Source organism: Pseudomonas sp. VI4.1, assembly GCF_002029345.1.
Taxonomy (GTDB): domain Bacteria; phylum Pseudomonadota; class Gammaproteobacteria; order Pseudomonadales; family Pseudomonadaceae; genus Aquipseudomonas.
In genome coordinates this window covers 140,023-154,868 of the sequence record NZ_MULM01000183.1, presented here as the reverse complement: position 1 = coordinate 154,868, position 14,846 = coordinate 140,023, and the positions used below count along the sequence as shown (strand labels likewise).

Below are 14,846 nucleotides of genomic sequence, written 5' to 3'. Positions count from 1 at the left end.
TTGCAGCCTGGTTCAGTCCCAGATCACCGGGAGCCTGGACACGCCGCGCAATTGCGCACCGCCGATCAGCGGCACAGGCTCGCTCGGGTCGAGGCGCAAATTGGGGAACAGATCGAGGATCGCATTGACCGCGCAACTGATCTCCACCTTGGCCACGAACTGACCGATGCACATGTGCGGGCCGAAGCCGAAACCAAAGGAGGGTTTGGGCTTGCGATCAATGTCGAATACATCGGGGTTTTCAAAAGCGTCTTCATCGCGGTTGGCGGACACCACCATGCATTGCACGAACGAACCCTTTGGGATTTTCACGCCGTGAAATTCCACTTCCTTGGCGGTTTCGCGCACCTTGAAAGTGGCTACCGGTTCAAAGCGGGTGGTTTCGTCCATCAGCTTGCCGATCAGTGAGCGGTCGGCCTTGACGCGCTCCAGCAAGCCAGGGGTGGTGAGCAGCAAGGTCATCACCGAACCGAACATGCGCGTGGTGGTTTCGCCTGCGGCCGGCAACAACGAGCGGGTAAAGGTGATGACCTCGTGGTCATCCAGCGTGCGCCCTTCGTACTCCGCGCGCAGCAAACGACCGACCACATCATCGCCCTGGCTGCCTTCGGCACGACGTTGCACCACGACCTCGGCCAGGGCGTCGTAAAGACCTTTGACGGCGATCCCTGCCTGGCGCCGCGCTTCGACCATTTTTCTCGGGTCGATCTGGTTGCCGCCGACAATGGCCAGGGCCCAGGCAGCGTATTGCTTGTACTTGGAGGGCTCATCCGAGGGGAAGCCCATCAAGGCGTACATGACGCGAATCGGCAGTTCGAGGCCGAACTTCATCAAGTCAGCTTTCTTCGCCGGCAACATCGGCTGGATGTACTCCTCGCGAATCACTTGATCGATCTGCGGGCGCCACTTGTTCACGGTCTCCGGCATAAACGCTGGCTGCAGCAAGGCGCGCACCTTGCGGTGCTCGTCACCGTCCATGGCAAGAATGATCAAGCCATCGAAAAACGCGCCCAGACCTTCGGCAATAAATCCACTGGTGTAGGTCGCACCATCGCGCAGAACCGTCATCACGTCCTGGTATTTGAACAAAGCGAAGGTCGGGCGAGTGCCCTGCTGGGTGCCGGCATTGGTCGGAACGCCGAACTGGGTGATGAAGTCGCCTTCATAGATCGGCGATTTCAGCCGTTGTTCGCGGCACACCGCGTGAATATCCAGGTCGGTGCCGCGGTACATTTCCGATACGGCGGAATAGGCGGTTGCCAGGTCCAGTGCTGCACTTTCGTTGCTCATCAGGATCTCCTGTCTTGTTTTTATTCTTCTTGCACACCAAGATTGCCCGGCTGCCATTCCATGGTATGCGGTTGTGTCTGCACCGGTAGTCCGCTTCGTTTGACTCAGGGTCAAACGATGGCGCTGAGGTATATGCTTCAAGTTGTGACCCCATTCAGGCATGAGGAGTACGAGGTGGCGGTAAAGGCAGGAGAAGGTGGCGAACAGGGCAAACGCAATACGATGAATCGCCTGCTCGCTGCCGCACGGGTGGAGTTCGCCAAAAAGGGGTTGGCCGGTGCGCGCGTGGAGGACATTGCCCGGGATGCCGGCGTCACCAAGCAGCTGGTCTACCACTACTACAACTCCAAGGAAGGCCTGTTTGTAGCGGTACTGGATGAGTCTTCGGACAACATCATGTCCGAGCTGGTCAACCTCAAAGTCGAAGAGCTTTCACCGCCGGTGGCGATGCGCGCTGTGCTCAATCATTTCTTCGACCAGTATCGTCTGGACCCCTTCCTCGGCAGCCTGGCGCTGGAGGGCATTCGCTACCATGATACCCACGAAACACCGCGTAACCATTTTCTGGAAATGGCACCGAAGCTGATTGCCAAGCTCGACGCGATTCTGCTGCGTGGTGCCGCCAGTGGCGATTTTCGCGCGAACATCAATCCGCGCCTGCTGCTGGCCAGCGCTTCGTTGGTGACCACTGGTTGGTTTACCAACCGCTATTCAATGTCGGCTCTCGCCGGGCTGGACACGGATTCGGAGCAAGGCATGGCCACCTGGCGTCAGTACTCGGCGGACTTTGTCCTGGCGAGTATTTCGCTGGGCGCAGAAAAAAAACGCCGATAGCGTTTGATCGCTGTCGGCGTTTTTCTAAAACTCAGTCGCTGACCTCTGTAGGAGCGCTTGCTGGCGATTGCGATTTGGAAGGCGACATCGATGTTGATCAATCCGCCGCCATCGCCAGCAAGCCGGCTCCTACAGGTCGATGTCCTTCAGTTAGCTTTTTTCTGCAAGTACTTGCTCACCCGCTTAGCCGCTAATCGCCCGGCCATGCCATTGACCCCACCGCCCGGATGAATACCGGCGCTGCCCAGATACAAGCCCGCCACGGGCAACGTATCGCCGCCCAGACCATGCGCAGGCCGCATGGTGCTCGAACGCATCGTGGTGGTGTCGATATGCACCACACAGCCATTTACAGTGTTCAAGCGCGCGGTAAAGTCCGGGGCCGCCTCGATGTGGCGGCCAATCACCTGCCCTTCGATCCCTTCGATGTAGTCATACAGCTGTTCCTGTACCTGGTCGGCCACCCGCTCACGCAATGCATCCCAGCCCTCGTTGGGGTTCACCGGCATCACCGGCGGATAGATGTACAAAACATCCTGGCCGGCTGGCGCTTGTGAGGGGTCGGCGGCGCTCGGTGCGGCCACGGTGATATAGGGCAACTTCGGCACCTCGCCACGGGCGCAGGCGGCGAAGTTTTCCAGCACCGCCTCTTCAGTGCCGATCAACATCACGGTTTTACGCAGATCCACGCCGTCGCCGCGAATGGCAGCAAAACGTGGCACGGAAATCTGCCCACGCAAGGCAACATCCACCTTCAGTGGCCCCGAGCCTTTGCCGTTGGCCGGTGCCATGGCGATGCGGGTGAGCAGGTGTTGCGGGATCTGGCCGCGGGTGACCATCTCCAGCGCGGGTTTGGGGTGGCAACCGGCGATGACCGCCCGGGCCGTAAACTGGCGGCCATCGGCCAGTTTCACGCCTTTGATCAGCCCGTCCCTGGCCACGATTTCACTGACGCTGGCCGATACAAGCACCTGGCCGCCCAGTTCTTCCAGTCGAGACTGCATGGCATTGCTCAACTGCTGCATACCGCCCATGACCCGGCCCACGCCAAAACGATGGAGGAACCCGAGCAAGGCGTAATAGATGCCACCGCCATCGGCGCTGATATCTCCCGCCAGGCCAGTGAGTGCGCACATCGCGGAAATGGTCACCGGATGCTCGAAGCGCTCACGCGCCGCCTGCCACGCAGAGCCCGTCATCAGCGCCATCAGTTCGGGCTTCAAGGCTTTGTGTTTGATCGCGGTGCCGAGTATTTTCAGCTTCACGCCCAGGTTCGTTTTGGCCGGGTCGACACGCATCATCGGCAGCGCGATATCGAGGAACATGTCGATGACCTTCATGAAATCGAGAAACGCCTCGGCGTCCTTGCTGCTGAAGCGGCGAATCTCGGCGGCAGTTTTCTCGCGATCGCGCCAGAAAACCAGCGACTGCCCATCCGGGTGCAGATACACATACCCCGGCGCCAGTTCTATCGATTTGAAACCATGTCGATCAAGCCCCAGTTCCGCCGGCACATGGGAATGCACACGCATCGACATCATATCGAGGGCACAGGGGTGTACCAGATGCTGCGGCGCTTCGGGGATCAGATAACCCGACGAAGCCATCCCGCCGACCTTGTCCAGCGCCTCGAGCACCAGGACTTTTTTGCCTTCCAGGCCCAGATAGCAGCCAGCCGAAAGGCCATTGGTGCCACCGCCGACAATGATCACATCAAAATCCGTGCTGCTCGCATTTTGGTTCTGGTTCATCAAATGCTTCCAAGTCGAAGTTCAACCACGGCGGCGTGCGGCAGCTGTGGCGGCGAAGATCAGCCGCGGCGCACCGCAAACGGTGCCCCGGAGCATGCGTTACATGCCGGTGCGACCCATCTGCGCAAACAGCGCGCGCATCGCCACCAGAGAGGGTGTATGGCTGCTGAACCCACCGTCGGCGACCAATGTGGTGCCGGTGACAAAGGAGGATTCATCACTGGCCAGGAACGCCACCACATCGGCGATCTGCCGGGGTGTGCCCAGTTCGGCGGTGCAGTGGTTGTCGCGCAGGATGTCGAGCAAGGGCTCAGGCATGGCGTGCTCCGAAGGCGCCAGGCCGATCTGCACGGCGTTGCCGCGAATGCCTTGCTTGCCGTACTGCGAGGCCACCATCCGCGGCAGCATCATCAGCCCTGCCTTGGAGGTGGCGTAGCCGGTCAGGGACATATCGCCCTGCATGCCCAGTCCCGAGGTGGCGAAGATAATCGACCCCTTGCCGTTCTCCAGCATCACCGGAATCACATGCTTGGTGCACAGCACGGCGCCACGCAGGTTGACGGCAATGGCGCGGTCCCAGGCCTGCATGTCGAGGTTGACGAAGTCGCGGTCCAGCTGACGTTGCTCGGCATTCAGGATCGCCGCGTTGTTATGCAGAATGTCGATACGGCCAAAATGCTGTTTAACCTGGGCAACCATCGCCCGCACGGCGTCTTCCGAGGACACGTCCGTAGCAATCGCCAAGGCTTCATGTCCGTCGGCGAGGAGTGATCGGGCCACGGCTGTGGCGCCTTCGAAATTGATATCGACCACCGCAATACTTGCACCATGCGACGCCAGCACCCGCGCGCACTCCGCGCCCAGGCCGCCACCGGAGCCGGTAATAATGGCGACTCGCCCTGCCAGTTTTCCTGTGCTCATGTCCTGTTCCTTATTGTTTTGGGAGGCGTTTTATTCGCCGGTAAAACGCGGTTCGCGCCGCTCGCTGAACGCCTGGGCCGCTTCGCGGGCATCCTTGGTCGGGGCCAGCAAGGCGAATAGATCAAGTTCCAGGTCCAGGCCACGTTTAAGGTCCATCTCCAGCGCCGCCCGTGCCGCCTGTTTGACAAACGCCGACGCGGTGGGTGGTTTGACGGCGATTCGTTGAGCAAAGGCCCCCACTTCGTCCAGCAGGCTGGCGTTGTCGCTGGCCAGGCGGCTGACCAGGCCAATGCGCTGGGCTTGTTCGGCGCCCACCCGGTCACCGGTGAGCAACATGTCCAACGCCTGACCCGGCGCCACCACCCGGGAAAGTCGTTGCGTACCGCCGCCACCGGGAATCAGCCCCAGGCCGGTTTCCGGCAGGGCGAACACGGCATCGGGGCTGGCGAAGCGGATGTCACACGCCAGTACCAGCTCCAGCCCACCGCCCATGCAGTAGCCATGAATGGCAGCGATTACCGGTTTGCTGACGCGATCCAGAGCTTCGATCCAGCGCACGTTTTCCATGCGCTGGCGCACTTGCAGGCTCGACTCCGGACCACGACGCTCCTTGATATCGGCGCCCGCACAAAAGCCCCGCTCGCCTTCCCCGCGAATCACGATGACGCGAATCTGCGGGTCTTGCTGCAACAGCAAAAGTGCCTGCGGTACACCCTGGCGAATGTCGTCGTTGATGGCATTGATCTGCCGGGGCCGGGTCAATACCACCCAGCCCACCATGGCATTACGCTCCAGGCGCACCGCATCGTTGATCAGCACGGGAGGCTGCTGGTTCGGCGCTGTACTCATACAGGGCACTCCTCGAACTCGAAGACCTGGCCATTGAGTTCTTGTGGGTCGATCTTGATCAACGCACGGCCGCCCACAGCTTCCGAGGATTCGATCCACTGGAACCGGGTGCCGCGTGAACGCAAATCTTCCGCCTTGGCGGCCAGATCGTTGACGCCGATGCGGATGTAGTACGGACCCGGGCCCCAGTTATTGACGTAGTGGCCGGCGTCGGTGTTCCAGTAGGTGGCCTCGAGTACATCGAGGGTCGCACTGTTCGGCACGGTGAACCCCATGCGCGCACGGCGGTAACCTTCGCTGCCGATGCTCTCGACCGGGCCGCTCGGTTCCCAGTCGAGGTTGGTCGACACCTTGCGCAGGGTTTCGTCGAGGTCGCGCACCAGAAAGCCACGGGCGGTGACGCGGACCATGTCGCCAGGCTTCTGATCGCGCGGCTGCATCGGCGGCAATTGATAGGTTTCCGGCGGCATCTGCAACGGCTCGGTCGGCATAATCTCAATGCACAGGCCACCATCCACATCGGGCTTGTAATACGGCTGCTCCGGTGTCGCACCCAGCCACAAACGGTCGAACGGCATCTCCGGGGTGCGCTGCGCCATGCGGAACGGCAAGCGACGACGCATCAGTTTGTCCACCAGCGCGTCGAACTTGTCCCCGTGCAGGGCCAGAACGATGGAGTGGGTGATCATCGGCCGATGATGCCCCTGGAAATCCTTCAGGCTTTCCAGAAAGTCATGGAACAACGGATCGCCGGGGTTCGGCCGATCCAGGTGCCATTGCGGTTCGATGCGCGTTGGCGACACCGCCAGGGATTTGTGCACCCGTAGAAAATGCGCAATGTACGGGTGATTATCGAACGCCTGGCGCCAGCGCTCGTGTTTGTAGATCCCGAGCTTGTCGACCAACATTTCCGTCATGCCGTCCGGGTCTGGAACCATCATGTCGGCACTCATCAATAACTCGAACATCTTTCTCTCCTTGCAATTGCCAGCCAGGGTCTGTGCCCGGCTATTAGTCAGCGGGCACGCCGGGGTAAGGCGAGCTCAGTCAATGAGTGGGTCGTTGCGCCGGTTGCGGGTTTACGCGGTTCTTGCTGCGTGCGGACGTCTTCAAGGTCGAGGGTCACCCCGGCCTTGGTGTTGCCCTTGGGGTTGAGCAGGTAATGCGACAGGGCCGGGATCAACACCAGCGCACCGAGCATGTTCCACAAGAACATGAAGGTCAGCAGAATGCCCATGTCCGCCTGGAACTTGATCGGCGACCAGGCCCAGGTAATCACCCCGGCAGCCATCGTCAGGCCCACGAGTGCGACGACCCGGCCGGTGAAGTCCAGCGACCGGCGATACGCAACCGCCAGGCTGCCACCGCGTTCCTGTACCGCCAGCTGCACACTGAGCAGATACAGCGCGTAGTCGACACCGACACCGACACCCACGGCGATCACCGGCAAGGTGGCCACTTTCAGGCCGATGCCCAACCAGACCATCAGCGCCTTGCAAATGATGGTGGTCATCAGCAGCGGAATCAGCGCCACCAGGGTGGCGCGCCAACTGCGGAAGGTCAGCAGGCAGAGCAAGGCCGTGGCGCCATACACCGCCAGGTACATGGTGATGATGCCCTTCTCCACCTCGATGTTGGTGGCGGCCTCGATCCCGGCATTACCCGCAGCAAGGAGGAATTCCACAGGCTGTTCAGCGCCAGCGGCGGTGTTGTTTTCCTTGGCGAATTCTTCAGAGACCTTCAATACCCGGCTCAGGGTGTCGGCCTTGTGATCTGCCAGGTAGGCAATCAATGGGGTCACCGAGCACTGCTGGTTGGTGATTCCCGGGGCCGAAATCATCGCCGCATCCACCGCCGAGTTGGTGATCGCCTGGTCACGGCTGATGCTCAGCCATTTCGGGCTGCCTTCAGCCATGCCGGAGCTGATCATGCGCACGGTCTCGGACAGCGACTGAGTGGTTTGTACACCCGGCGTCTGGCGCAGGCGCCAGGCCAGTTTGTCCATGCTTTGCAGCGATTGGTACAGACGGCAGCTGTCTTCATTGGTCTTCATGATGACCACGAACTGGTCGCTGGAAAGCCCGTAATGACTGGTGATGTAGGCGTTGTCGAGGTTGTAGCGCGAATCCGCGCGCAACTCGGGCGCGCCGGGGTCCAGATCGCCCACTTTGAGGTTCATCATCACTACGCTGCAACCCAGGGTTACCAGCAGTGACAAGGCGATGACCGCCGTGGCCCACGGACGTTCGGTGAAGCGGTCGAGGCTGTGCCAGAGGTGTCCGAGAAAACCTCGGTTTTCTGCCCCTGCCTGGTCTTTGGCGATGGCGATCCGCGCGGCTTTTTTACTGACACCGAGGTACGACAACGCCACCGGAATCAGCAGCAGCTTGGTGAAAATCAACACCGCGACACCGATGCTGGTGGTCAGGGCCAGGTCGCGGATCACCGGAATATCAATGATCACCAGCACCGCAAAACCGACGATATTGGTCAGCAGCGCGGTCAGACCGGTGAGGAACAAACGGCGGAAGGTATAGCGCGCGGCAATATATTTATGGGTGCCACGACCGATGTCCTGGAGGATGCCGTTCATTTTCTGCGTGCCATGGGAGATCCCGATGGCGAAAATCAGGAACGGCACCAGAATCGAGTACGGGTCCAGCTCGTAGCCGAGGATCTGCATCAAACCCAGCAGCCACACCACACCCGCCACCGCCACGCTGACCAGCAACAAGGTGCTGCGCAGGCAGCGGGTATAGAAATAGACGAACAGCCCGGCGATCAGCACCGATGCGCCAAAGAACAGCATGACCGAATACAGGCCGTCGATCAGGTCGCCCACCAGCTTGCTGAAACCGACAATGTGGATGCCCACCTTGTCACTTTCCAGCGAGCGGATCTGCGCTTCCAGTTGCTTGGAGAAATCACCGTAGTCCAGGGGTTGACCGGTCTGCGGATTGGTATCGAGCAGCGGCGCAACAATCATGCTCGACTGGCCGTCGTTGGCCACCAGGTTGCCAATGATGCCTGAGCGCATGATGTTGCGGCGCAGGGCCTGGATCGACTTGTCGCTGCCGTCGTAATCCGATGGCATCACCGCACCGCCATCGATACCCTCCTCCGTCACTTCTTTCCAGCGAACGATGGGCATCCACAGCGACTTCATCCAGGAGCGGTCGATACCCGGGATCAGATACAGGGTGTCGTTGACCTTCTGCAGCGCCAGCAAATAGTCGGCGTCGTAGATATCACCGGATTTGTTTTCGACCACCACGCGAATGCTGTTACCCAGACCCGGCAACTGGTTCTTGTAGGCCAGGTAATTCTTGATGTACGGGCTGGAGCTGGGAATCATCTTCTCAAAGCTGGCATTCACCTGCAGCCGTGTAGCAAAGAAGCCCAGCACCACGGTGGCGAGCAAGCAGGCAACGACGACCACCATGCGATGACGGAATATGACCCGTTCAAACCAGCCACCGGAGTTCTTGTCAAAGTCCTCCAGGTTGGCAATCACTGGCATCCCGCTGTTGAATTTTTGCTCGACCATTTTTTCTTTCTCGTAGGGGAATCGTGCCGACGGCTTTAGTTGGCCTGGGCGATATCGATGACCTTGGCGCCGCTGAAGCGCGTGACAACCAGGCTCCCAGCCTGTTTGGTGGCACTGGCTGCATACACCTCGCCCACCCGCGCATCTGCCAGCGGGGTGACCTGCAGACTCTGCCGATCAACGCTGACCAGTTGCCCACCCTGGCTCACGACGATCAAGGCGTTGCCCTGCTCGACGATGCTGACCAGGCTGCTATTGAGATGGGTTGCCACAGGCTGCCACTGCTGGCCGTCATCACGGCTGGAAAACAGATTGCCGCGCAGTCCGTAGGCCAACAGCAGGCCGTCGAAGGCACGGACGCCGAAGTAGGTGCCGGTGTAGGGCGTATCGATTTTCACGAAACGTTGCTGCTGACCGTCCAGACGCAACACCAGACCCTGTTCACCGCCGATATAAAAAGTGCCGGCATGTTCCGCCAGGCCATACAGGTGCATGCGCCTATCGTTGTCACTGCGCTCGATCCACGGCTCCCAGTTCTGGCCGTTATCGGTGCTGTGCAACAACATGCCAAAGGCACCCACGGCAAATCCGCTGCCGTGCTCATCGAACATCACATCCAGAAAGGGGGCGGCCAATACATCCGGTGTCGCCGAGGTACCGGCGGCCATGGCAACTTCCCTGAGCACCAGGGATGCAGCTTCATCGCCTTGTTCGGCCCGCGGGCCGTAGTAGGCGTTGAGCAAGGTCAACAGGCGGCGCCCGTCGAGTTGCACCTGCCAGGTGTCACCGCCATCTGTGGTGTGCATGACCAGCGCATCGTGACCGACGATCCAGCCATTACGCTCATCGCGAAACCGTACTTGCACCAGATCGCTGGAAACCGGACTGTCGACCTGTTGCCAGGTGCGGCCTTCATCGGTGGAGCGCTGGATCAGCCCGTGCAGGCCGACGCCGATCATCGCATCGCCAGCCCTGGCGACCGACAGCAAGGGGGCGGGCAGGCGTTCGTCGATCCGCTGCGCCGGCACGTCGAGCGAATCGGCCGACAACGCGACGGCGCTGTAGGCAGGCGCCGTCAGCAATGCGCTGGCGCCGATCGTCAACATGACAGCCAAGAGCAGGCGCGACGTGGAGAAAAGAAAAGAAGCAGGGCCAGGGCCAGTCATTATTTTTATTCCTTAACCATCCCGCGTGGCAAACACACCTGTTTTGCCTGCCAGGCTTGATGCGCAAACCGGCAGGCAGGACAGGTGAAATCACATCAGCGCTGGGTTACCCGAGCCACAATGGCTTCAGGATTCATGTCACGCTCGGAGAGTGGTTTGTCGATGAACTTGTAGCCGCCTTTCAAACCATCGTTGAGCAACGCGTACATGCCTTTGTTGAAGTCATAAACGACGTTTTTCACGTTGTAGGGAATGTTCTTGTCATAGAGCTGAACGCCGCTGAGGAAGATCGAGCGATACAACGCGCCGCTCTTGTCCCAGGCGTCATACAGGCCTACGCCAAAGGTATCTTCATCCAGGTAGTAGGTGCGTTTACTGTAGACGTGGCGCATGCCCGGCTTCAACGTCGCCTCCACGACCCATACCCGATGCAGTTCCCAGCGCTCGTTCGCCGGGTTGGCGTGGTGCGGCATGAACTGATCTTCCTGCTTGCCGACGCCGAAGTAGAATTTGTAAGCGTTGTACGGGATGTACATCTCCTTGCGACCGACCAGCTTGTAGTCGAAGCGGTCCTGGCTGCCGGAGAACATTTGCAGTTCGTCGAACAGCGTCACACCGCCCTGGCTGGCCACCGGGGTGTCGAATGCAAATTCGGGTGCCAGTTTTACCCGGCGCTGGCCAGGAGAATAACTGAACGAACGGCGGGCCTTGGCCAATGGATCGAGGAAGTCGGTGAGGACCACCACTTCACCGGAACGCCGCGCCGGATAGTCATTGCGCGAGAATACCCGGGCATACATCAGTGGATCGCGATCCGCTTGAGTCACCTGGTAGTACGGGGTTTCTTCGAATGTCGCCTGCTCGGCAGTCTTGGTGACCGAACCATTGGCGTCGACTACCCAGCTGTTGGACGAAGACGTGGTCGAGTAGCCGGTGCCGATCTTGTACCGTACTTGCTGGTTCCACATCACTTCGTTGCCGGTCTTCGGGATCGGGAACGGCAGGCCGCCACGGCAGGATGGATCGACGGCCAGGCCGTCTTTCTGGACCTTGCAGCTGCCGGCGTTACGCACGGTGGCATCGAGTACCGCCTGGGGATAGGCGGTCGTGCGATGGCTTGGGTAAATGTCGATGTAGTAGGACGGGTACTTCTTGATCAGGGTTTTCTGTCCTTCGCTGAGCTTGTCCGCATACTTGTCGACGTTTTTGGCATCGATGCGAAACAGTGGCTTTTCATCCTGAACCGGTCGACCAAAATCCGCTGTCGGGCTTGAACCCTGCCGGTGCGGTGGTCAGGCCACCCTCGTAAGCGGGGATCGTGCCATCGGCATTACCGGCCTGGATCGCGCCGAACTTGGTGAGGCTCTTGCCCAGGTCAGAGGCATCGCCAGCAGCGGTGGCTGCCAGGCTCCAGGTTGCAACACTCATCAGGGCGACAGTTAAAGCAAGTTGACGGTTCATGAACACGTTCTCCGATTCTTGTTTGATTTATCAGAAGGAGGTCTTGAAGGTGAAAGCCAGCCAGCCGCGGTCTTCGCCACCGACGTTGCCGTTACCGGCGACGGTGCCATTGGCCAGGTTTTTCGGTTGGGCCGCTGTGTCGGCATACCGTAGGCCGAACTCATATAACTGGGCATACGTGAGTTTGACGCCGACGGAGTAAGCCAGCGCACCTTCGCTGCCGCCACCGGCTGTGGGTGCGTTGCCGTGCAAGCCGTAATTGACGGTCAGTGGCACGTCCATATCCCAGGACGGGAAGATCGAAATGTATTGCGGAGTGTAGTTGACCGCGACTGCGTAGTAGTTTTTCGAGGAGCAGCCATCCGACTCACTGCCGGAGCCTGCAATGCCAGGGGTTCTGGCGTTGGTGCAAGCGTTTTTGCCGACACCTTTAAAGAGCTCTTCGTGTTCAGTTACGCGCTGCAAGTGGCTGTAGGCGAACTCGCCGACCAGTGTCCCGTTGTTGGAAATGAAGTTACGCGGCACGCCGTAAACGGCGTTGGCGATAAAGTGAATGGTGTCGCCGCGCGGGCCTTCATCGTCCAGCGCGCTGACGCCGGTGGCATTCAAGGCGCCGTTCATGCGGTAGGACAGTTCAGAACCGACCGCGACCGTATTGAACACGCGGGCAAAACTGAGACCGGCCAGCTTCACGCCACGCGGGTAAACAACCCGGTAGGACCCGGCGGCTGCCTTGATCTGCGGGGCCAGCCAAGGCTGGTAGTCGTCAAACTGGCGATAGTAGGCGCCGAACGTTGATTCGACCTCTTCGACATTCAGTTTGGCCATCACGCCCCAGTTTTTGCCATCACGACCGAAGCGTGAATCCTGACGCTGGAACGTCGCGCCATTGGCGGCCAACGGCAGCTGGTCCGGCCCTTCGAACAAAGGGTCGGCCGCACCGAAATAGGTACCGCCATAAGGAATGCGAGTGGGCTCCCATTCATAGAAGTATTGACCGGCAACCGAGAGGTGATCAGTGACCTGCGCCTTGGCCGAGATCTGGCCGACCGGCAGAAACACTTCCTTGGTTTCGATACCCGGGCTGGTCGACGCTTTCACGCCATCGCTGGGTGCCTGGGAGTAGGACACGGCATGCCCGCCGAACAACAGGCTCTCACCCCAATAGTTGGTATGGCGACCGACCTTCACGTTAACCGGCGTTTCGCCGATGTTGAAGTTACGCCAGACAAAGGCGTCGAGAATCTCACCCGACGGACCATTCATGTAGCGCTTTACTTCATCGCTGTAGCGATTGTTGTGGTAGCTGGTGGCGTAGCCGGGAACGTTACTTTTCACATCGTGATCGTTATAGGCCTGGTCGAACCAGCCTGCACCACTGAGGCGTCCACCCCACTCGTTGAGGTAGGAAAAGTCGAGCTCACTCAACACATCGAGACGATTTGTAACAATATCGCCTTTATCGAACTTGCCGTCGGACTCGTCGAAGTTCGGCGTGTTCATTATGCGACTGTCCTGGCTGTCGGTCCGCATACCCAGGTTGTAACGGACTGTGTTGTCCCAGCGCAGGCGATAATCGGGGTTTGGCAGATCGAACGAGAGCGCCATCACGCCAGGCGCAACGCTAACCAACATCAGCGTAAACGCACCTTGAGCTAGCAGCAGCCGACCCTGCTTGGTCTTATGTTTCATACACACTACCTTTTATTTTTATTTTTCAGCCGTTATGTGCGTTCAAACGATCATTCCAGCGATCTGCGAAACCCCACAGGACCGTTGAAATCGCGCTTGGACAGTCCGCTCAAGAGGTCTGGCACGCTACCAGGACCACTTCCTCCTCAGCTGAAAGTCACCGTAACGGATCCTCAAACAAAATTCCACATAAAGATTTCAATTCTCTATCTAGAATTTCGAACCCGAAAAGGAAGACATTCCATTTAGCTCAGGGCATCCCTAGCTGTAATACTGCACACAAAATCAATAAACGTTCAAATAATCTTTGACGATTTTTACCTTTGGGCTTTCAATAGCCCTGGCATACCCACTGAATTCGTGGCGTTCGGCAGCAAAGACGGCCATTGAACCGGCACAACAAAAACAACAGGAGCCACCATGAACATTGATTTGAGTGCCAAGCGCGTGATCATCACGGGCGCTTCCCGGGGCATCGGCCTGGCCATCGCCCGGGCTTTCGCGGCTGAAGGGGCACGCGTAGCGATCTGCGCCCGCAGCGAGTCAGCCGTGCGCAAAGCCGCAGAAGAGCTCTCGCAACATGCCCAAGCGGTCATTGCCCGGGTTGTCGACGTCACCGACAGTGACGGGGTCAAGGCGTTCGTGGCTGAAGTTGCACACGCCTGGGGCGGGGTCGACGTGCTGGTGAACAACGCAGGTCAAGGTCGTGGCGGCAATCTCGACACCCTGACGCCGGAAGCCATCCTTGAACACGCCAACATCCTGCAGATGGGGCATTTCCGTTTCGTCCAGGCCGTGGTGCCATTCATGCGCGAACAGCGCTGGGGGCGGATCATCGAAATAAACGCCCTGGCCGGGGTGATTCCGACACCGGACGGGATCCCTTCGGTGATCAACCGCGCCTCATGCATCGCCCTCTCCCGCTCCTTGGGCATGTCCCTGCCCAAGGACAATATCCTGGTCAACAGCCTGAACATGGGCTGGATCGATACCGGTCAGTGGGACCGTCATTACAAAGAGATGGGGCCGGGGGTCAGTCGCGAGGAGTTCGACGCCATGGTGATGAAAGTCGTACCGCTGGGGCGCTACGGCAAACCTGAAGACGTGGCGGGCATGGCGCTGTTTCTGGCCAGTGAATATGCCAGCTTCATCAGCGCAGCCTCGATCGACATCGCTGGTGGCATGGGCGGGCAAATTGCCTACTTCCCGACCCTCAAGCGCGATTTTGCCGCTGCCATTGCGGCACGTAACGCTGCCGGCGAATAACGCGAGCGCACATCGACAACCGCCAATACGGCGGTTATCACGGTGCGCACTGCGCACCCTCAACGTTGG

At 59.5% G+C, this 14,846-nt stretch carries 10 protein-coding genes and 1 pseudogene; 2 read left to right on the top strand and 9 right to left on the bottom strand.

Features of this window, described 5'->3' with window-relative positions; genetic code table 11:
* Positions 1 to 12: 12 nt before the first annotated feature.
* The gene (locus BZ163_RS31640) at positions 13 to 1,290 is read right to left on the bottom strand and encodes a cytochrome P450 (RefSeq protein ID WP_178110519.1); all 1,278 of its coding nucleotides are present in this window, start codon (positions 1,288 to 1,290) and stop codon (positions 13 to 15) included.
* Positions 1,291 to 1,464: 174 nt separating this feature from the next.
* On the opposite strand from BZ163_RS31640, the gene BZ163_RS31635 reads away from it, so the two are divergent.
* Positions 1,465 to 2,124: a TetR/AcrR family transcriptional regulator gene (locus BZ163_RS31635; RefSeq protein ID WP_128874204.1), complete on the top strand. Its 660-nt coding sequence runs from the start codon at positions 1,465 to 1,467 to the stop codon at positions 2,122 to 2,124.
* Positions 2,125 to 2,270: 146 nt separating this feature from the next.
* Here BZ163_RS31635 and BZ163_RS31630 read toward each other — a convergent pair whose 3' ends face one another.
* The 8 genes and pseudogenes from BZ163_RS31630 to BZ163_RS31595 form a co-directional block, all read right to left on the bottom strand.
* Positions 2,271 to 3,875: an NAD(P)/FAD-dependent oxidoreductase gene (locus BZ163_RS31630; protein WP_128874203.1), complete on the bottom strand. Its 1,605-nt coding sequence runs from the start codon at positions 3,873 to 3,875 to the stop codon at positions 2,271 to 2,273.
* A 99-nt stretch (positions 3,876 to 3,974) separates the two neighbouring features.
* Positions 3,975 to 4,796 carry an SDR family NAD(P)-dependent oxidoreductase gene (locus BZ163_RS31625; protein ID WP_128874202.1) on the bottom strand — a complete coding sequence of 274 codons (822 nt, stop codon included), beginning with the start codon at positions 4,794 to 4,796 and terminating at the stop codon, positions 3,975 to 3,977.
* A 30-nt stretch (positions 4,797 to 4,826) separates the two neighbouring features.
* Entirely contained in the window at positions 4,827 to 5,645 is an 819-nt protein-coding gene (locus tag BZ163_RS31620; RefSeq protein ID WP_128874201.1) for an enoyl-CoA hydratase/isomerase family protein, read from the bottom strand.
* Positions 5,642 to 6,613 (bottom strand): lactoylglutathione lyase, encoded by a 972-nt coding sequence (locus BZ163_RS31615; RefSeq protein WP_128874200.1) that lies wholly within the window; start codon positions 6,611 to 6,613, stop codon positions 5,642 to 5,644. The genes BZ163_RS31620 and BZ163_RS31615 overlap by 4 nt, the downstream gene beginning before the upstream one ends.
* A 47-nt stretch (positions 6,614 to 6,660) precedes the next feature.
* On the bottom strand, positions 6,661 to 9,192 hold the full coding sequence (locus BZ163_RS31610; protein WP_128874199.1) for an RND family transporter: 2,532 nt from the start codon (positions 9,190 to 9,192) through the stop codon (positions 6,661 to 6,663).
* Between the two features lie 35 nt (positions 9,193 to 9,227).
* Positions 9,228 to 10,358 carry a YCF48-related protein gene (locus BZ163_RS31605; protein WP_128874198.1) on the bottom strand — a complete coding sequence of 377 codons (1,131 nt, stop codon included), beginning with the start codon at positions 10,356 to 10,358 and terminating at the stop codon, positions 9,228 to 9,230.
* Between the two features lie 95 nt (positions 10,359 to 10,453).
* Positions 10,454 to 11,819, bottom strand: a pseudogene (locus tag BZ163_RS31600) (DUF1329 domain-containing protein).
* 30 nt (positions 11,820 to 11,849) lie between these two features.
* Positions 11,850 to 13,511, bottom strand: coding sequence for a DUF1302 domain-containing protein (locus tag BZ163_RS31595; RefSeq protein ID WP_128874197.1), 1,662 nt, complete (start codon positions 13,509 to 13,511; stop codon positions 11,850 to 11,852).
* Positions 13,512 to 13,931: 420 nt separating this feature from the next.
* Between BZ163_RS31595 and BZ163_RS31590 the strand changes: the two genes are divergently transcribed.
* Positions 13,932 to 14,777, top strand: a complete 846-nt coding sequence (locus BZ163_RS31590; protein WP_128874196.1) for an SDR family oxidoreductase — start codon at positions 13,932 to 13,934, stop codon at positions 14,775 to 14,777.
* Positions 14,778 to 14,846: the final 69 nt, after the last annotated feature.